Source organism: Stieleria sedimenti, assembly GCF_025060895.1.
GTDB lineage: Bacteria > Planctomycetota > Planctomycetia > Pirellulales > Pirellulaceae > Stieleria > Stieleria sedimenti.
Genome location: NZ_JANZKV010000014.1, coordinates 1 through 19,581, shown reverse-complemented (window position 1 = coordinate 19,581; position 19,581 = coordinate 1). Strand labels below are relative to the sequence as shown.

Genomic DNA, 19,581 nt, shown 5'->3' with positions numbered 1-19,581 from the left:
CAGTCTTATGAAACGGAGTTCCCGGTGTCGCGATCGAAAATCCAATTGGAAAAGCTTCGCAAAGTCCTCTCGCAGGCAAAGAACAAAAACAGTCTGATCGGGCTGCAGTCGTTGCTCGATGACTGCGAAGACCGGTTCGATGGGGCCAACTTTCAATGCCACGACGTCCAGTCCTGGTTCTTCGTGATGCGAGAACTGTTGGACAGCTTTCCCCACCAGATCAAGTCCGCTCATTCACGCCAGCGGGCCGAGCGGCCGATCCCGGCCAAAATCCACATCGAAAGGATTTACCGCTGCGGCGAGATGCAGGGCTCTTGGTCAAAGGATGGAGTCCACCACAACGTCTTCTTGTGCGTGGATACCAACTCGGCGCCGGCGGGATGTGATTGTGCCGAATCGGGCGGAAGCGAACCTTGCGTGCACTGCTATCAATTTGTGTTGCATGCGCTCGAACAATTGCAGAACAACCAGCCCTTGCAGTCGCGGATTGCTCGAGGTGAGATGGAGTCGGGCGAGCCACCGCGCGACGCCTTTGTGCCCGACCCTTCGGCCATCGCGATCGCCGAGCTGAATCGGATTGCGGCCGAGCAACGCGAATTGTTTTCCGATGTCGCCGACGAAGACGACGATCTGCTGCCGCCGCTGGCCGCGAGCGTGCAGCAGCGGATCGTTTGGGATTTCACGTTGAGCAGCGGGGGATATCTGACGGTCCAGCCGCTGCTTCAGCAAAAAAAGAAGCGGGGCGATGGATTCACTAAGGGGAAGAAGGTCCGTCTGGAAAATCTGTTGTCCGATCGTTCGCTTCCGTTGACCGATGCGGATCTCGAGGTGGTCGACAAGATCGAGCGTGCCGGGCGGTATTACTACGGCGATTCCGGCTACCAGTTGGACGCGGTCGAAGCGATCAAGCAATTGGTCGGGCAGGACAACGTCATTTGGGATGGCGAACCGATTAGCGTTCGGAACTATCCGAACTATCTTTCCGTTGGGATTTCAAAAGACAGCTACCGTGTCCTGTTTTCCAATCAAGACGGATCGAAGTTCTATTCCAGAGTGATCGCCTCCGGTGAGACCTTTCTACGGATCGACCTCGATGCCGACGAAGTCCTGGTCGGCAACTCGACGGCGAACGAAGCCGAGATGATCCGTTCGATTTGCCAACTGCCTCCGGTCGCCCTGGACCGCCGTGAAGACTTGCTGCAACCGTTGGCTAAGCTTCAAAAGCAGATTTCCATTCTGTTGCCGCCTTCGGTGGCCGGGCCGGTCCATTTTGTGGACGCCCGTCCGGCGATCCTGCTTCGCAGTCGAGCCGACGGCCGGCTCGATTTCGGGCTCCGCGTCCGCGACGCCGCCGGTGTGCTCAGGCGACCTTTGGCGGGACCGATGATTGTGACAACCGAACGCGACGGCAAGAAACTGCAGTTGGCCCGCTCGGTCACTCGAGAATCCGAGCAAATCAATCGGCTGCTCAAACGCTGGCGTCTGTCGGTGGACCGCGAGAATTGGTTCGGGACGATCGATGATTTCGGCGCCGCGCTGCGTCTGATCGAGGACCTGCAGTCGCCCGAAAGTGACGTCGAAGTGCTGTGGGATCGCACGGGCGAAAAACCGGTCTCGGTGCTCGGCAACTTGTCCAGCAGCAACGTCAAGGTCGACATCACGAACAAACGCAATTGGTTCGGAATCTCCGGGGAATGCAAGTTCGGCGAGCACTCGATGCCGCTGGCTGATTTGATCAATGGGCTGCCGGCGGATGATCAAGACGGGATCGGCGATTACATCAAACTCGCCGACGGGCAGTGGGCCAGAATCTCCGATGGGTTGCGCAAGCGACTGAAGCGTTTGCAGGATGCGACGCACAAGGATCGCAACACGCTGAAATTGGATGCGACGGCGGCCCCGGCGATTCGTGAATTGGTCGATTCCGACGTCGCCGTCAAAGCCAGCCGTGCCTGGGAAAAATGCGTCAAACGATTGGCCAGGGCGGAGAAGCTGGATCCGACCGTGCCGCAGAACTTGGATGCCAATCTGCGGGACTACCAGGTCGATGGATACAAGTGGCTACGCAAGCTGGCCGAGTGGGGCGTCGGCGGCATCCTGGCCGACGACATGGGATTGGGCAAGACACTGCAAACGCTGGCCGTCTTGCTGGATCGATCCGCCGACGGTCCGGCGCTGGTGATCGCGCCGACCAGTGTCGGGTTCAATTGGCAGCGCGAGGCCGAGCGTTTCGCCCCCGACTTGGACGTCCACCTGTACCGTGAAACCGAACGCGGCGAATTTCTGCCCACGGTCGGACCCCGTTCGTTGGTGATCTGCAGCTACGGGTTGGCCTTGCGGGATGCCGAGGCGCTTGCCGGCGTGTCGTGGTCGACCCTGGTGCTGGACGAAGCCCAGGCGATCAAGAACAGTCGCAGCAAGACCAGCAAGGCGATCGCCGGGATCGACGCCGATTGGACGGTCGCGCTGACCGGAACGCCGGTGGAAAACCATCTCGGTGAATTGTGGAGTCTGTTCCACGTCGTTTCGCCGGGCGTCTTCGGCGGCTGGGAACAGTTCCGCAAACGTTTCGCCGGACCGATCGAAAAGGAAGCCAGCGAGTCGGCCCGCAAAGCGCTTGCCGAGCGGTTGCAGCCTTTTGTGCTGCGTCGCACCAAGTCCGAGGTGTTGACCGAATTGCCGCCCCGCACCGAAATGAACCTGTATGTCGATCTGAGTCCGGCCGAGCGAGCCGAATACGAGAAGGTTCGCCTGGCGGCGATCGGCGAAATTGAAACCCTCGAAGCCCTGCCGCACATCAAAGACCAGCGTTTCAAGATCCTGGCGCTGATGACACGGCTGCGGCAAATCGCCTGCCATGCCGGCTTGGTCAACAAGCAATGGACCGATTCGTCGGCCAAACTCGATCAGCTCTGTGAGACGTTGGACAGTCTCCGCGAAGAAGGCCACCGGGCGCTCGTCTTCAGCCAGTTCACCGAGCACCTGGCGCTGATCCGCAAGGCCCTCGATGAGCGCGGGTTCACGTACCAGTACCTGGACGGATCGACGCCCGCCAAGGCCCGGCAGGTGGCCGTCGACGAGTTCCAAACCGGCACCGCCGACGTTTTTCTGATTTCGCTCAAAGCCGGCGGAACCGGGCTCAATCTGACCGCCGCTGATTACGTCATTCACATGGATCCCTGGTGGAATCCGGCCGTGGAAGACCAGGCGACCGACCGGGCCCACCGGATGGGGCAAGACAAACCGGTGATGGTCTACCGGATCGTCGCCCGGGGGACGATCGAGGAGGAAATCTTGGCGCTGCACGAATCGAAACGCGATCTCGTCGCCGGCGTGATGGAAGGGACCGAGGCCGCGGCCAAGCTGTCCAACGACGATCTGATCCGGATGCTGAGAACTTAAATGGGCCCGTTTCCGTCGATGACACCTTGGCATTTGCCCGTTATCCTGTGACGATGCCCGCGTTTGACGGGAAAAATTCGATCTTCATCTTTGATTGGGACATCCGGAAGCCGTGAGCGAAATCGTAGACGTTGAAGTGCCGACCGTTGGCGAATCCATCACCGAAGTTCAATTGGGGGCTTGGATCAAGTCCGAAGGCGAATGGGTCGAATCGGGCGAGGACTTGGTGGAGATTGAAACGGAAAAGGCATCGGTTCAGCTGCCCGCCCCGGCGGCCGGATTCTTGGAAGGAATCAGCAAGCAGGAGGGCGATTTCGCCGAGATCGGTGAGCTGATCGCGAAAATCCGCGTCGCCCCGAAACCTGACTCAGACGCATCGGCGTCCCCAGGCTCGGGCTCGGCCACCGCGTCAGCCGATTCCACCGGCGGATCCGGGTCGGGCGCAGCCGGCTCGGGCGGATCGGCCGCCAGTTTTGTGATGCCCGCCGCCCAGCGCCTGCTCGACGAGAACGGTTTGTCGGCTTCGGACGTTCCGGCCAGCGGCCCCGGCGGCCGTCTGTTGAAAGAGGACGTGCAGCGGTATCTCGAATCGGCCGGGTCGAAACAGGCCTCCAAACCCGCCGAAGCACCGCCCGCGGAAAAATCGCCTGGCAAGCCTGCCGCCTCAACGGCCGTGACTGCACCGTCCAAGCCGACCAGCACGCTGATGACCGGTGCGCCCGATCGTAGCGAAGAGGTCAAGCCGCTCAGCATGCTGCGCCGAACCATCGCCTCGCGGTTGGTCAACGCCCAGCAAACCGCGGCACTGCTGACGACGTTCAACGAGATCGACATGCAGCCGGTGATGAGTCTCCGCAAGAAATACAAAGACGCGTTCCTGGAAAAGCACGGCGTCAAACTGGGCTTCATGTCGTTCTTCGCCAAAGCCGCCGTCGAGGCGCTGCGGCGTTTTCCGGCCGTCAACGCCGAGATTCGCGAAGACAGCGCGATCTATCGCAACTACCAAGACATCGGTGTTGCCATCGGCGGCGGGAAAGGATTGGTCGTGCCCATCATCCGCAACACCGAACGATTGTCGTTTGCCGAAATCGAGTGGACGATCGCCGACTTCGCCAAACAGGCGACCGAGAACCGTTTGCAAGCCGAAGATTTGATCGGCGGCACGTTCACGATCAGCAACGGCGGCGTCTACGGTTCGCTGCTCAGCACCCCGATCGTCAATCCGCCGCAAAGCGGGATCCTGGGATTGCATTCGATCCAAGACCGGCCCGTCGCGATCGAAGGCAAAGTCGAAATCCGCCCGATGATGTACGTCGCGCTGACCTACGATCACCGCATCGTCGACGGCCGCGAAGCCGTCGGGTTCCTCATCACGATCAAGGAAGTGATCGAAGATCCGGCGCGATTGTTTTTGGAGCTTTAGAAAAGTTTCAGGTTTCGAGTTTCAAGTTCCAAGTCAGTTGGCGACCGGCAAGTGACAGAAAAATGGAGGGCAGAAAAATGGTGGACGGACGAAGAATGGCCAGACAAGAAAATATCGGGCAACAATGAAACCTGAAACCTGAAACCTGAAACTAACCCAACTCCCCGCTGCGTTTCGCGCTCGCTTCGACCGCGTTGATCAGCGCCGCGCGTAGGCCCCGTTCTTCCAAAACCTTGAGCGCGGCGATCGTCGTGCCGCCGGGGCTGGCGACGGCGTCTTTCAGTTCGGCCGGGTGGCGTCCGGTTTCGGCAACCATCTTCGCAGTCCCCAGCACGGTCTGAGCGGCCAGGGTCATCGCCAGCGGTCTCGGTAGCCCCGCCAGCACGCCGCCGTCGGCGAGTGCCTCGATCACCAAACAGATGTACGCCGGGCCGGAGCCGCTCAGTCCGGTGACCGCATCCATCTGGGCTTCGGCGACGCGGGCGACGGTGCCGACGCCGGCCAAGGCCTGTTCGATCCACCGGCAATCGTCGTCGGTCGCGCCGGCCGCGACGCAAAACGCACTCGCTCCGGCGCCGACCAGGCTGGGGGTGTTGGGCATCACGCGGATCACGCGTTCGTGTCCGGCGTGCTCGCACAACGTTGTCAGCGAAACGCCGGCGGCGATCGAAACGATCAGTTTGGTGTGCTCGACACGGTTGGCGATTTCGGCCGCCACCTGTGGGATCAAGTGCGGTTTGACGGCTAGCAGAAAGACGTCCGCCTGGTCGGCATCGTCACCCATTTGGTCCAGGCATCCGACGGCCGGGTGTTGATCGGCCCACCACTGGCGGCTGTCGGGGCTGGGGTCCACGATGGTGATCCGATCGGCTGCGGCGAAGCCGGATGCCAGCATCCCGCCGACCAACGCACGCCCCATCTGTCCGCCGCCGATCACTACAACAGTCGCTTTATTCATCAAGGGTTCTTTTTGGTAAATGCCCCGCAGGGGGGCGGAAAGGCGTTGGAAACGCGGTTCTTTTCGGATACCTGGGCCCGGCGGGCCGGCCCGCAATTGACCCCCATCGGGCGGGCACCTAGCATGGTCCGTTTTTCGTTTTGCCCAATTCGACGTGCACAGTTTAACCTTCTCACGGTTTGGAGTCTCCCGCGTGCAAGAAGCGATCGCCAAAGCTGACACTCTCATCGAAGCGATGGGATGGATTCGCAGGTTCCGCGGCAAGACCACCGTCATCAAGCTCGGCGGCAGTGTGCTGGACGATGAGAACGCGTTGATGCACATCCTGTTGGATGTGATCTTCATGGAAACGGTGGGCATGAAACCCGTGGTGGTTCACGGCGGGGGGAAAGCGATCAACCGGGCGTTGGCCGAATCGAACGTGGAGCCAAAATTCATCCACGGCCGGCGATACACCGACGATGCGACCTTAGAAGTCGTGCGGCGGGTGTTGGCCGGAGAAGTCAATCAGTTTTTGACCGACGAGATCGAGCGGCTTGGTGGCCGGGCGATGAATCTGTCCGTGCACAGCACCAACGTGCTGTTCGGAGAACCGTTGAAGCTGGACAGCGGAGAAGACTTGGGACACGTCGGCCAGGTGACCGAAGTTGACCGCAGCGTCATCGAAGGGCTGTTGTACACCGATCAGGTTCCGGTCATCCCCAGTTTCTGCGAAGGCAAAGATGGGCGTTGTTACAACGTCAATGCGGACACCGCGGCGATGGCGGTCGCACAGGCACTCGGAGCCGAAAAGCTGGTTTTCCTTTCCGACGTCAACGGCGTTCGCATGGACAAAGATGATCCCGACACGATCATCCACTCGCTCAATGAAACCGAAGCCCGTGCGTTGATCGACTCCGGTCACATCGCCTCGGGTATGATTCCCAAAGTCGAAGCCTGTTTGGAAACACTCGGACGAGGCGTCGGCAAGGTGCACATCGTCGACGGCCGACTGCGACATTCGTTGCTGTTGGAAATTTACACCTCGGAAGGCGTCGGCACCGAAATCTACAAGTAACTAACCTTGTCGTGTCTCGACATCTCTCTCATCACGCTGGCAAGTGAGCTGTTCTTCTCATGCAACACTTCTTATCCCTGTTCGACATCAGTCCCGACGAGTTGCAGCTGATTCTGCGGACCGCCGGTGTCGTCAAGCAAAAGTTGGCGGCCGGTGATCGGCCCAACATCTTGAAGAACCAGGTCATCGCGCTGCTGTTCGAAAAGCCGAGCTTGCGGACGCGGGTGAGCTTCGAGGCCGGGATGGCGCAGCTGGGAGGCGAGAGTCTGTTTCTCGGTTCCGATGTCGGTTGGGGGAAACGTGAAGCACCGTCCGACTTCACCAACGTGCTCGGCCAATTCGTCGACGCCGTCGTCTGTCGCGCCAAACAGCATACCAAAGTGGAATTGTTGGCCAGCTTCAACGCCATGCCGGTGATCAACGGATTGACCGATCTCTGCCACCCCTGCCAGGCCTTGGCGGATATTCTGACGATCGAAGAAGTGTTCGGGTCCTACGTCGGCAAGCATCTGGTGTTCGTCGGCGACGGCAACAACGTCGCTCAGTCGCTGGCATTGATTTGCGCCATGCTGAAGATGCGATTCACGTTGGCCTGTCCCGAGGGGTATCAGATGGATTCGGATTGGATGTCAAAGGTCCAGGCCGCCTATCCGGACGCGGCGATCGAAACCCTGCATGACCCCGCCGCGGCGGTGCAGACGGCCGACGCGATCTACACCGATGTCTGGACCAGCATGGGACAAGAAGCCGAGATGGTCGCCCGCCGTCAGGCCTTCAAAGATTTCCAGCTCAACAAGACCTTGCTCCAGGCGGCGCCCGCGTCGGCTCGCGTGCTGCATTGTTTGCCGGCGGTGCGCGGCGAAGAAATCACCGACGAAGTGATCGACGGGGATCAAAGCGACATCGTCCGCCAAGCCGGAAACCGGATGCACGCCCAAAAAGGCTTGCTCGTCTGGCTGCTCGGTCGCGAGTGGATCGGCAAAAACGTCGGCTAAAAGCCCCAGTGGCGTCAGCTTCCAAGTGGCGTAAGCTTCCAGCTTGCGACCCCGTGACGCGAGTGGCGTAAGCTTCCAGCTTGCGTCCCCCGAGACGCGTCAGCGTCTACCCTCCAACCCCCAAGACGCGTCAGCGTCCAGCCCTCCACCAACGCCCCGCAAGCTGGAAGCTTACGCCACTTCACCGAACATCCTTTCCGCAACACTTCCACCCCACTCCATCTCCCCCTCCATGCGCCCCGACGATCAATTACGCCCGGTCGAGATCCAACTCGGCTACCTGGCCCATCATCCCGCCAACGTGCTGTACCAATCCGGCAACACGATCGTCCTGTGCACCGCATCGGTGGAACCCAGCGTTCCGCCGTGGATGGAAGGCAAGGGCAAAGGCTGGGTCACCGCCGAATACAACATGCTGCCCGGCAGCACCGTGCCGCGGAAGCGACGCGAACGCAGCAAGGTGGACGGACGGACGACGGAAATCCAGCGGTTGATCGGCCGCTCGTTGCGTGCCGTGGTGGACCTGAAGGCCCTCGGCGAACGCTCCATCGTCGTCGATTGCGATGTCTTGCAAGCCGACGGCGGCACGCGAACCGCATCGATCACCGGCGGCTTCATCGCGCTGGCCAAAGCGGTGCAGAATGAATTGCCCGACGCAAAGATCGGTGAAGGACCGCTGCGCGACAGCATCGCGGCGATCAGTGTGGGAGTGATCAAGGACACCGTCAAACTGGACCTCGACTACGAACTGGATTTCGCCGCCGACGTCGACATGAACGTCGTCATGACCGGTCGCGGCAAGTTCGTGGAAATCCAAGGCACCGGCGAAGAAGCGACCTTTGACGACGACCAATTGGCCGCCATGCTGGCGGTGGCCCGCAAGGGAATCGCCGAACTGACGAAGTTACAACTCGATGTGATCGGCTGACCGTCACGTGCCAAGTTCCAAGATCAAAGCCGCATCGAATGCTTCGATCGCCGAAGCGGCCAGACTCCTTGCCGACGGACAACTGGTCGGTGTTCCGACCGAAACGGTTTATGGGCTGGCCGCTGACGCGACCAACTCGATTGCGGTTCGCAAGATCTTCCAGGCCAAGGGGCGGCCGGCGAACAATCCACTGATCATTCATGTCGATTCCGAAGAGTCGGCCCGGCGTTGGGTCCGCGTCGATCATCTCGAATGGTTGGCCGCCCAGTGGCGACGCGCCGCGGCGTTTTGGCCCGGGCCGTTGACCGTCGTGGTTCCCCGTTCGGCCGACGTGGTCGATGAAGTCACCGCCGGAGCGCCGACCGTTGCCGTCCGCGTTCCCAGCCATCCGGTGATGCGATCGTTGCTGGCCGCGTGCGAGTTCCCGATCGCCGCACCCAGTGCCAACCCGTCCAACTACGTCAGCCCGACGTGCGCCGAGCACGTTCGGCAAGGGCTCGGCGACACGGTCGCAATGATTCTCGACGGCGGTGAATGTGAATGTGGACTGGAGTCAACGATCATTCGGCTGCGGCGTGACGGAGTCGAATTGCTGCGACCGGGAGGCCTCTCGGTGGAGCAGCTTCAAGACGCGTTCGGGTGCGTCCATCTGCCTCACGACGATGCCGCCAAGGCCGCCGGTGACCACTCCCGACCGACCGACCCGGTGGCACCCATGCCCGCACCCGGTATGCTCGCCAAGCACTACGCGCCGACCAAGCCGTTGCGGACGGTCGAGGCATGGCGACCCACTGACATTGAACCGTCGCGTGTCGCGCGGATCGCCTTTGCCCCCTTGCCCGATGACCAAGCCGGCCGTTTCGGTTGGTATCGTACGCTCAGCTCGAGCGGTGATTTGAACGAAGTCGCACAGCACTTGTTCACGGCGATCCGCCAAGCCGACGCGACCGGATGCGAGTTGATCGTGATCGACCGCTGCGAGCGAACCGGCATCGGGCGGGCCATCATGGATCGCATCGACCGCGCCGCCGGGTAGCAATCGTTGGTGTTGGGCTTTCGCTGATCGAAAAGGGGAAAGGGGTTTTTTTCGGCTCGTTGGTGTCCAGGCTTTCGCCGCCCACTGTCGCTGCGTCGCAGCGACCAAGAATCGCCTAAAGGCTGAACACCAACGGTTGCTGGATCCCTCCGGCGTTTCCCATGGGGGTGTCGGTCGCGGCCCGGTCAATCTTGGCAATCTTTGCAGAAAAAACGGGGATCATCGCTCATTCGTGTAGGGTAGTGTCGTTCCGCGCCTCCCCATTGAAAAGAAAAACGATGTCAGCGATCAAACCGATTTGTCTTAGTGGTCTGGTTTTGGCCCTCGCCTTGGTCGCGCCCGATGACGTCGCCGCGGAGTTGACGACCAACGGCGACTTTGAAACCGGGAACACCAGCGGCTGGACGTCCTTTGCTTCACCGGCGCAAACGTTTGCCGTCACCAGCGACAGCAAGACGGGTAGCTTCGCCGGCGAGTTGTTCAACGATGTTTCCGGTTCAGCTCTAGTGATCAAGCAGGCCAATCTTGGCGTTGGTCTGGTCACGGCCGGCGAAACGATCTTAATTTCGTTTGATGCCAAGGGGGCCGGGACCAATGGCGGCGTGGCATTCGCGGAGTTCTTCTCTGAAATCGCCGGCGGAGGCACATCGGCGAATCCGATCCTTGGCGGCGGGCCGCTCGCGCTGACCAGTGATTACCAGCGTTTCAGTTTCAGCCCCGTCACGGGCCCGGATGTCAGCGGCGGCATCACGCTACAGTTCAATGCCGCGACCGGTGCAAACATCGGCAGCACATCGAGTTTGTTCATCGACAACGTTTCGGTCGCACGCATCAGTGCCGTACCCGAACCCGCCTCCGCCGCCCTGGCCGGCTTGATCAGCTGCGGGATCTTGCTGCGTCGCCGCCGCTGAAACGTTGGTGTTGCAGCGTTGAGACGTTCTGCGACGCTGCCTAGACACCATCCGCGAACGTTGCATTTTGTTGTGATCCACCGGTTGTTGACCTAGCGGTCCATCTGGCCGGGCAACAGGATCAGGTCGATGCCGCCGTAGTCGCTGGCGAATTCCAGCATCAGACGACGGCTTCCCTTTGCGATTTGCCAGCGGAGCAAGGTGCCAACGGAATGCTCGGGTTCGTAGAGCAGTCCGAGTCGTTGACGTGTCGGCAGATGCCAGACATAGACTCGGCCGTCGCGGCGTCCTTCCAGCAGGGTCGTGTCGTCGTCGCTGAAACACAATCGCCTGACACCGTAATACTGATCCTTCTCGATCAGCACCTCTGCTGTCTGGCGATCGATGACTTGGATCCCATGGTTAGCAATCGTCCCCAATCGGGTTGCATCGGCATTGAGACAAATGAAGGACACGCTGACATCCGACGCAAGCTCGGTTTGCCGTCCGGATAGAACATCGATTGCCAGCAGTCGACGTCCGGCGGCATCATCGATGATCAGCGTTCGGCCGCCGTCGCAAAGGACCGGCGGCGCGTCATGCGTGATTTCGAATCGGTTCAGAAGTTCATGCGAATTCCAGCAGTCGATCGATTTCCAGACGCACACCTGCGTCGTGGATCCTGCCACCAGTGTGTCCCCTTCGGCCGACAATGCAACATCGAGGTGCTGGACGAGTGGCGAAGTGATTTCGGCGATCGGTTGCTGGTCGGTGGAGCCGACGATCCAGATCGTTTGTCCGTTGGCAGCGGCGAACATCGCATCGGCGATTGACGGAGAGAAGATGCTTGAACGGACGGCAAACGGTCGCCGCTGGTCGTGGTGAACGTGATAAACGCGTCCCGTTTCCGGGATCAAATAGCTTGCCAGCACCGTTTCGGGCCGTCTGCGAAGCTCCGTGGATCGAAGGTCATGTTGGTGCCAGCGATGGATGTTTCCGTCCTCGCCGGCGGAGACGAACAACGTGTCGCCGGGCAGCGACGCCAGCGGCAAACGATGATCCGGCGCCGGTCGATGCGCGAGGATCTGCGAAACGATGCGGCCGGTCGCCGAGGCACCTCCGTCGGCCGGTGAAAGCTGGATCAACTGAATCCGGCCGCCCGTGTAACTCGCGCGCAGCCACATGCCGTTCCCGGCGGCGCAAAGGGAGCGAGGGTAAGAGTTGCCCAGCGGCACTTGTCCCAATAATTTTCCGCTCTTGAGATCCAAGATGATCAACGATTCTTTGAATCGCTCGCCGGCGACGAGCCACTGGTCATTCGGGCCGGCGAAGCAGAGGGTTCGTACATTCGTCAGCGGCTGGGTAGCGATGCTGCGGATCTTCTTGCCCGACGTCATGTCGTAGACGGAGATGTCCACGCGGGTGGGAACGATCAATTGCTTGCTGTCTGGTGTAAACAGCAGACTTTCGTGTCGATGGTCATTGGCGATGCGGAACGTTTCGTTGCCTTCGGCGTCACCGACCCAGACTTCGCTGTAACGGGCACCGGCGGCCACATACCGCCCGTCGGGAGACCAGCGTATCGTTTCGACGCCCGATTCCAGCGGGGGTAAACTGCGAATCAGCGTTCCGTCTTCGAGGTTCCAGAAAGAGACCGTTCCGGATTTGCTGCCGGTCGCTGCGGTGCGACCGTCGGGGGAAATCGCGACCGCGTGAGCGGGTTCGCCGTGGGATCCAATCAATTGCCCGGTGGCATCGCGTGTGATCAAATTCCAAAGCTTGATGTCACCCTGTTCGTCGACGCTTAACGCCCTTGTTCCGTTCCGCGTCACCGCCAGGCCGTTGACGGCCGAAGCGTTGGCGAAGGAGCCTCGGGTTGGACGAACCGCGACGTTCATCAACAGGTTCGCCAGATCGGGCCGCCGGGAGGTCCCGTCGGTCGGCAGCGGGTCCGAGCGGAGGTCGATGGTCAATTCATGCAGCCGCTTCAGATTGTCGTTTTGCAACGTTGTCAGGGCGCGCTGCAGCTTCAATGCCTGGAGGAGTTCGACTGCGTGGCGTTCACGTCGTTCACTCTCGCGCCGCGCTACATCCACCGCAGCCATCTGCCACAGTGAAACGCCGGAGATGACAATCAGGGTGGCCATCGCCAACGCCAGCAGACTGAGTTCAACGCGGTACTGACGCGCCGTTTTGCCGAACCGATACGCCCAGGACGGCGGGCATGCCACCACCGGATCCCCATCCAGATACCGCCGCAAGTCCTCGGCGAACTCGCTCGCCGACGCGTATCGCCGTTCGCGATCGCGATCGATCGCTTTCATCACGATCCAATCCAGTTCTCGCTTGAGAAGCTTGGCGTCAAAGCCTGTGCCATGGCCATGTCGGTCCGCGGGAGACGATTGATCGTTTAGCAGACCACTGACGCGCTGGCTCGGCCGAGCGGGCTCTCGTCGTACAAGCAGGCTGTAAAACTCTTCGATACCGATCTGCTTGAGCGTTTCACGATCGATGGGGGTGGTGTCGGTCAGGAGTTCGTACAAGACGACGCCGATCGAATAGACGTCGACGCGTGTGTCAACGTCATAGTGCGTCCGTCTCGCCTGTTCCGGCGCCATGTAGAGCGGCGTTCCGATCAACTGCAAGCCGTGTGTCAGCAGCGTTCTTCCGGCCAGCTCGCCATGCAGCGCTTTGGAGACACCGAAATCGATGACTTTGACGATCGGTTTGTCGTCCTGCATGGTGACCAGAACATTGGTGGGCTTCAGGTCACGGTGAATCACGCCACGCTGATGCGCGTGTTGGACGGCCAAACACAGATCGACACACAATTCCAGCCGGTCGCGTAGATTCAATCCATGCTTCTTGCAGTAGCTCGTGATGGGCAGGCCGCGAACCAGTTCCATCACAAAGTACGGACGGCCTCGCTCGGTCGTGCCGCTTTCATAAACCTTCGCGATATTCGTGTGGTCCATCATCGCCAAGGCCTGACGTTCCGCCTGGAATCGAGCGATCACTTCCTCGGAATCCATTCCCGGCTTGATCACCTTCACAGCGACTTCACGCCGGACCGGCTCGGTTTGCTCGGCCAGATAGACCGTTCCCATGCCGCCTTCACCGATCACCCGCACCAGATGGTACGCAGGGATCGAGGGCGGTTCGAATCGGCTTGGGTCGTGAAAGTCGGTCGTCGTGCCTGAGGTCGAAAACCGATCCGCACCCGATTCCGTTTTTTGATGGAATAACTCAGTCTGTTTCTCGTCCCAATCCTCGCTGCCAGACCCGACGGCTTGACGCAACAAATGATTCGTCTGGTCTCGCCGCGCTCGCAATAGACGTTCGACCCGCTCCCGCAATGCCGGATCGTCGCGGCACTGCTCATCGAGAAACGATCGCTGCAAAGCTTCGTCGTCCAAAGCGATCGCTTGCTCGTAGAGACGGCGGGCCGGCGGCGGTTGGGGTTGGCGGTTCACGGATCAATCGGGATTCATGAAGGTGTGGGGCAACCGTGGGGCAGAGGCACACCGCTCTCGACGCATCCGCTGTGCGGCCAACTGGCGCAATTCGTCACAGACCAGCGGCAGCAACTCCTGGAGTGCAAGGCAGTCACCGGCATCGATTCGGCCGAGAATTTTCGTGACGTCGGACATGCTCAGGGTGTTAACACGCGGGCCTCGACGGACGCTCCGTTCCGTTACAGAGAGTGTGCGGAGGACAACCAGATTCGCAAAGGTGCTCCCCGTATTCTAGCAGCTTGACGGTTTTTTCGACGCAAAAACCGCCTGTCCGCTGTTTGTCCCGCGGCGGCGAAAGTCTCAGGCATCGAATAATCGGGTGTGAGCCGATTTTTGTCGTTTTTTGGACGATCGGTCCATCGTTGGCGCGAGTCCCTCTCCACCGATCTCGCTCCTTGGCAGGCGTTCGGAACACAGGGAGGGCCAGATGGCGGTTCATCGCCACCCCCGAAGCGGGCCGGTTCCGGCAGGATTATTTCGGGGCGAAGCGGCAGAACACCGTTTCTCGTGTGTGGCAGGACCAATCTGCCGCCAGCCCCCTGCAGCAGCGACCGGCGTCTTCGCGATAGGCGATGATCGACGTGTGGCACCCATTCTCAGTGCGCCGATTCACGGTGCACGGACACCACGCGCGCATCGGTTTCCGATGGGGAGCGCGCGGGGCGACGCCGTTAACGCGGTGGCGAGCGGTCGGGTTTCCACGGGCAACCGAGGCGATGGGCGACAGCCGATGAAGCGTGATGTCAACACCAGGCACGACGTTCTTGACGGATCAATTGGAGCTGCTTGAAGACCGCCGGCTCCTGGCTCAGGTCGATTCGACACGCCGCAAACGGTCGTCGTCACCGGCCAAGTCGACGTGGTCGACGACGGTGCTACGGAAGTTGTATGTCAACCACAGCATCGCCGCGACGGATGTCGTCGATTATCGATCAGTCGCCGACGGTGCCGTACCACTGGTCAATGTCGATGACGAGACTGCCCGATCGCGTTGAGAAACGACTGGGCAAGAAAGAATCTTTTGAATCACAGGCGTTCATCAGTTAGAATCGGTGAGACTTGTTCTGCCAACTCGCGACGACGCAACATGATCGAAGTGCCTTCCGAAGTGACTCGTCTACTCCGCAAGGTCGAAGGGGGCAATTGCCATGCCTCCGCCGACTTGTTGCCGCTGGTGTACGAGGAGCTTCGTTTGCTCGCTTCACGACACATGGCAACGGAGCGATCCGATCACACGCTCCAGGCGACCGCACTGGTTCACGATGCCTACCTTCGGCTGGTCGGTTCGGATAGCGGGCAGGGCTGGGATTCGCGCGCCCATTTCTTTGCCGCCGCCGCAAAAGCGATGCGTCGCATTTTGATCGAGCACGCGCGTTCCAAAGCCAGCCTAAAACGTGGCGGCGATCGGGATCGGGTGGAGGTCGGCGACCTCGCCGAATTTCGGGCAGAAATCACTCCGGAACAGCTGCTCGAACTCGATGACGCACTGGTCAAGCTTGGGCGGGTCGATGAACAGGCCGCCGAATTGGTCCGCCTGCGGTTGTACGCCGGCCTGACGGTCGCCGAAGCGGCGAAGGTCATGGAGATCTCTCGAACCGTGGCTTACGAGCGTTGGGACTACGCAGTGTCGTGGTTCACCGTGGAATTGGCGGCGGGTTTTTGATCTATTTTTCCGCCCGTGGCCAAGAATCCCGGACTTTCAGACACGTCATCTCGCATTAGTTGGTTGAGCCAGTTCAATTCGTGAGCCAATCGTTGTCGAGGTCAGGTCGCACGCCGTCGGGGTCGCCATGGAACAGAAAACCGGAACAAACCTCGAATGCGAAATCTACCTTGCCGCTTCACGGATGGATGATCCGGGCGAGCGGGACGCCTATCTGACAAGGGCTTGTGAAGGCCGGTCGGATCAGAAGTCAAGGATTCTGCGATTGATTGCGGCCCGTGAACTGCGGCACGCTAATCTGCTCCTCAAAGCCCTCGGCGACGGGGACGTCCTCGGAGCCGAGAGCCGTCCAAGTGAAGGCGATCGCCATGAGGATGGCCCTCCCACCGCGATGCTGGATGTTGCCGAAACGTCGACGTCGGGACGAGGACTTCACGGCTTGAACCCGAAAAAACATTCGGTTCTCGGTCGCTACGAATTGCTCGAGGAAATTGGACACGGCGGCATGGGCACCGTCTACATGGCGCGGCAGACGGAACCGGTCCGTCGTCGAGTGGCCGTCAAAGTGATCAACCCCGGCATGGATTCTCGCGAGGTGTTGGCGCGATTCGAGGCCGAACGCCAAGCCCTGGCGATGATGGACCATCCGAACATCGCTCGCGTTTTCGACGGAGGCACGACGGAATCCGGGTGGCCCTATTTCGTGATGGAGCTGGTGCGAGGGGTGCCGCTCACACGTTTTTGCCAAGAAAATGAGTTGGGTTTGCGAGAACGCCTTGAGCTTTTTATCGACGTCTGCCGCGCCGTCCAGCACGCTCATCAAAAGGCGATCATTCATCGCGACCTGAAGCCAAGCAACATTCTGGTGACGATGCATGACGACAAACCGGTCGTCAAAGTGATCGACTTTGGTGTCGCCAAAGCACTCGATCAGGACCTCACCGATAAGACACTCTTCACGCAGTTCAGCGAGTTGATCGGCACGCCACTGTACATGTCGCCGGAACAGGCCCAGATGAGTAGTTTGGGCGTCGACACCCGATCGGACGTCTACTCGCTTGGTGTGATCCTTTACGAATTGTTGACCGGAACGACTCCGTTTGATCGTGACACGCTCTCCCGCGTCGGAATCGATGGCTTTCGGCAACTGGTGCAAGAACAGGAACCCGAGCGGCCCAGTTCTCGCGTCAGTACGCTCAAGGCAGCGAACCTTTCGACCCTCGGACAAAAAACTCCCGTCGACATCGCGGCGATCCGGAGTGACCTTCACCTCGAATTAGACTGGGTCGTGCTGAAGTCGCTGGAGAAAAATCGTGAGCGGCGCTACGACTCGGCCAAAGCGCTCGCCGATGATGTTCAGCGATATCTCGACGACGAGGCAGTCGAGGCGTGCCCGCCGTCGGCCGGATATCGTTTTCGAAAGTGGCTCGGCCGGAACCGACTCGCCGTCACGGTTGGCACAGCCGCGATCGCGGCACTTGTCTTCATTACCACGTTGTCGCTGTGGCAGGTGCGGCAAGTCAATCGGGCTTGGCAGGCGAGCCAATCGCGCGAACGCCAGGTCAGCGACTTGCTCGACGCGAGCCAGTTACAATCGGCGGTTAGTGCCTTTCGACAGGCTGAATTTCCTTTGATCGCAGACAAACTCGGCCCCACCACGGTCGTGCCGGTGAAGGCGAACCTACATCGCGACGATGACTTTTTCCGCAACCTGCTGCTCGATCTGTCTCACCCTCCCTTCGACCGACAGGTCGTCCTCGATGCTGAAATCAGCGATCTGGCGTTGGATCGGTCCGGTCATCACGCGTGGATCCTGGACGCCGATGGCAACATCTACCGCTCTCAAGGCGGGCGATTGGAAGCCGAATCAACCGTTGCGGTAGGCTCGATCGGAGAGCCGGCCGAAGCGATTGCCGTTTCGCCGGACGGGACAATGCTGGCGGTAGGCATGCAGAGACAGATTTCGCTTTGGAGTCTATCCCCTTCGGTCAAAGAACTGCGCCGAATCGTCGTCGGCGAGAACGGCGTCGAGACGATCGTCTGGTCTGACGATGGAGCGCACCTCGCGGTGGGGACACGTTACGAGGGCGTCTGGGTCGGGAACGCGGATGGTCAATCGCTGTTTCGTATCGAGAACGACCATCGCCACGAATCACTGGTGTTTCGCCCCGGCAGTCGTGAATTGCTGGTCCCGACCCGTCAAGGTATTGACGTGTATTCGGTTCCTGCAGGAAAGAAAACACGCAGCGTCACGCTCGAGTCGATCGAGAATCCGCGTGAATTGATGCTGGCGGGTCCAGAGAAAAACTGGCTGCTCTGTTGCGATCGCTTTTGGCAACAAATGTTGATCCTGGATGCCGATTCGTTTCAAAGCATCGGCAAGGTGGCATTGAATGCGAGTTATCCGCAATCACATGCGACATGGCAGGGCGGTCGCCATCTCGCGCTTTTGTTCCCCGACGGCTTGCTACAGACGCTCCGACTGACCGAGCGATCAGGCGGCCAAGTGTCGGGCCAGCTGACGGCGGCATTCAACATTGCCGCTGACCATCGTCTGTTCCAAGAGAACCAGAGGATCCGGGTGCTCGCATCACCCAACGGAGATGCACTGATCACAGCCGGTCCAGGCGGCCGGCTGCGACAGTGGAACCTCAGTCGCGTCCCGCCAACCCAGATCCTTCGCCCGCCTTCCCCTCTCGGTGGCGTTTACCCTATCGCCCCGGATGCCCTCGCCTACTTCGTTCAGAAAGGGTATTCGCACCCCGGCTATGATCGAGAGATGGTCGTCGGGATCGGTAGGAGAATCGAACAGCCGATCGGCGAAAGGGTCACTCATCCGATCACGTGTTTTTCACAACAGATTTCTCGTCAAGGTTGGATCGCGTGCGCCGGACCCGGTTACGTGAGCGTTTATGACCTGTCGAAAGGGAGGATCGTACGCACGCTTGGCGAAAGTTTGGCAAAGGCCCATCGCGTTGAAATTAGCCCCTCGGGCGATGCCGTCGCGGTCAACGCGGGCGAGGAACCTGGAGTCATGGCTTGGTATAGTGATACGGGCTGGCAATCTGCCAACCAGGTGCTCGACTTGCCGCTCGATTTGTCGGCCGTTTTTTGTTTCGTGGAGTCGGAGGACGGACCGTCATTGCTGTACGACGAGTCGTCACAATTGATCCAGGAACTCGCGTGCGCAACCGGTGTCCGTCGCGTGGTCCGAAAGGAGCCGAGTACGCGGCTGATGGCTTCAGCGGTTAGTGCAGACGGAAAACAACTGGCAATCTGCACCCGCGACAAACTCGAGCTGATCGACATCAAAACGGGTGAACTCGCGTTTGCGATCGACCAGGTTTCGACGGTTCGGACACTGGCGTTTCTGCCGGGTGGACGCGTCTTGCTGAGTGGTCACAACAATGGCCGAATTGAGGCTTGGCATGTGCCTACCGGACAGGCTCTCGGCACCCTGTTCGAACCCCCGCCGGGGATCGGCACGCCACAGGGTTTCGCCGTTTTTCCCGACTGCCACCGCCTCTTGATCCGCTACCAACGCGACGAGCATTTATCGCCGGTCATTCTGGGGACTGAGTTGTCCGGACGCTGAAGTGCCGCGGAAAAAGGATTCAGCAACCGTTGGTGTCTAGCCTTTACGCGATTCCCGGTCGCTGCGAAGCAGCGACACCGGGCGGCTAAAGCCCAATACCGCTAAGTTAAGCGTGGTTT

Annotated in this window: 13 protein-coding genes; 10 read left to right on the top strand and 3 right to left on the bottom strand. The window is 60.2% G+C overall.

The window, feature by feature from the left end:
• Nucleotides 1-24: 24 nt before the first annotated feature.
• The gene (locus NZK35_RS02595; RefSeq protein WP_259631043.1) at nucleotides 25-3,402 is read left to right on the top strand and encodes a DEAD/DEAH box helicase; all 3,378 of its coding nucleotides are present in this window, start codon (nucleotides 25-27) and stop codon (nucleotides 3,400-3,402) included.
• A gap of 112 nt (nucleotides 3,403-3,514) precedes the next feature.
• The gene (odhB, locus tag NZK35_RS02590) at nucleotides 3,515-4,825 is read left to right on the top strand and encodes a 2-oxoglutarate dehydrogenase complex dihydrolipoyllysine-residue succinyltransferase (protein ID WP_259631042.1); all 1,311 of its coding nucleotides are present in this window, start codon (nucleotides 3,515-3,517) and stop codon (nucleotides 4,823-4,825) included.
• A 151-nt stretch (nucleotides 4,826-4,976) separates the two neighbouring features.
• On the opposite strand, the gene proC is transcribed toward odhB, so the two are convergent.
• Nucleotides 4,977-5,783 carry a pyrroline-5-carboxylate reductase gene (gene proC, locus NZK35_RS02585; RefSeq protein ID WP_259631041.1) on the bottom strand — a complete coding sequence of 269 codons (807 nt, stop codon included), beginning with the start codon at nucleotides 5,781-5,783 and terminating at the stop codon, nucleotides 4,977-4,979.
• A gap of 193 nt (nucleotides 5,784-5,976) precedes the next feature.
• Between proC and argB the strand changes: the two genes are divergently transcribed.
• From argB to NZK35_RS02560, 5 genes are all read left to right on the top strand, one after another.
• Entirely contained in the window at nucleotides 5,977-6,840 is an 864-nt protein-coding gene (argB, locus tag NZK35_RS02580) for an acetylglutamate kinase (protein ID WP_259631040.1), read from the top strand.
• A gap of 59 nt (nucleotides 6,841-6,899) precedes the next feature.
• Nucleotides 6,900-7,835, top strand: a complete 936-nt coding sequence (gene argF / locus NZK35_RS02575; protein WP_259631039.1) for an ornithine carbamoyltransferase — start codon at nucleotides 6,900-6,902, stop codon at nucleotides 7,833-7,835.
• Between the two features lie 232 nt (nucleotides 7,836-8,067).
• Nucleotides 8,068-8,763, top strand: a complete 696-nt coding sequence (gene rph / locus NZK35_RS02570; protein ID WP_259631038.1) for a ribonuclease PH — start codon at nucleotides 8,068-8,070, stop codon at nucleotides 8,761-8,763.
• A 7-nt stretch (nucleotides 8,764-8,770) separates the two neighbouring features.
• Entirely contained in the window at nucleotides 8,771-9,799 is a 1,029-nt protein-coding gene (locus tag NZK35_RS02565; protein WP_259631037.1) for an L-threonylcarbamoyladenylate synthase, read from the top strand.
• A 278-nt stretch (nucleotides 9,800-10,077) separates the two neighbouring features.
• The gene (locus NZK35_RS02560) at nucleotides 10,078-10,710 is read left to right on the top strand and encodes a PEP-CTERM sorting domain-containing protein (protein WP_259631036.1); all 633 of its coding nucleotides are present in this window, start codon (nucleotides 10,078-10,080) and stop codon (nucleotides 10,708-10,710) included.
• 92 nt (nucleotides 10,711-10,802) lie between these two features.
• Here NZK35_RS02560 and NZK35_RS02555 read toward each other — a convergent pair whose 3' ends face one another.
• On the bottom strand, nucleotides 10,803-14,162 hold the full coding sequence (locus NZK35_RS02555) for a serine/threonine-protein kinase (protein WP_259631035.1): 3,360 nt from the start codon (nucleotides 14,160-14,162) through the stop codon (nucleotides 10,803-10,805).
• A gap of 3 nt (nucleotides 14,163-14,165) precedes the next feature.
• Nucleotides 14,166-14,339, bottom strand: a complete 174-nt coding sequence (locus NZK35_RS02550) for an ECF-type sigma factor (protein ID WP_259631034.1) — start codon at nucleotides 14,337-14,339, stop codon at nucleotides 14,166-14,168.
• A 605-nt stretch (nucleotides 14,340-14,944) separates the two neighbouring features.
• Between NZK35_RS02550 and NZK35_RS02545 the strand changes: the two genes are divergently transcribed.
• From NZK35_RS02545 to NZK35_RS02535, 3 genes are all read left to right on the top strand, one after another.
• Nucleotides 14,945-15,199, top strand: a complete 255-nt coding sequence (locus NZK35_RS02545; protein ID WP_259631033.1) for a hypothetical protein — start codon at nucleotides 14,945-14,947, stop codon at nucleotides 15,197-15,199.
• 92 nt (nucleotides 15,200-15,291) lie between these two features.
• Complete coding sequence (locus NZK35_RS02540; protein WP_259631032.1) at nucleotides 15,292-15,867, top strand: ECF-type sigma factor; 576 nt, start codon at nucleotides 15,292-15,294, stop codon at nucleotides 15,865-15,867.
• Nucleotides 15,868-15,994: 127 nt separating this feature from the next.
• Nucleotides 15,995-19,462, top strand: a complete 3,468-nt coding sequence (locus NZK35_RS02535; protein ID WP_259631031.1) for a WD40 repeat domain-containing serine/threonine protein kinase — start codon at nucleotides 15,995-15,997, stop codon at nucleotides 19,460-19,462.
• Nucleotides 19,463-19,581: the final 119 nt, after the last annotated feature.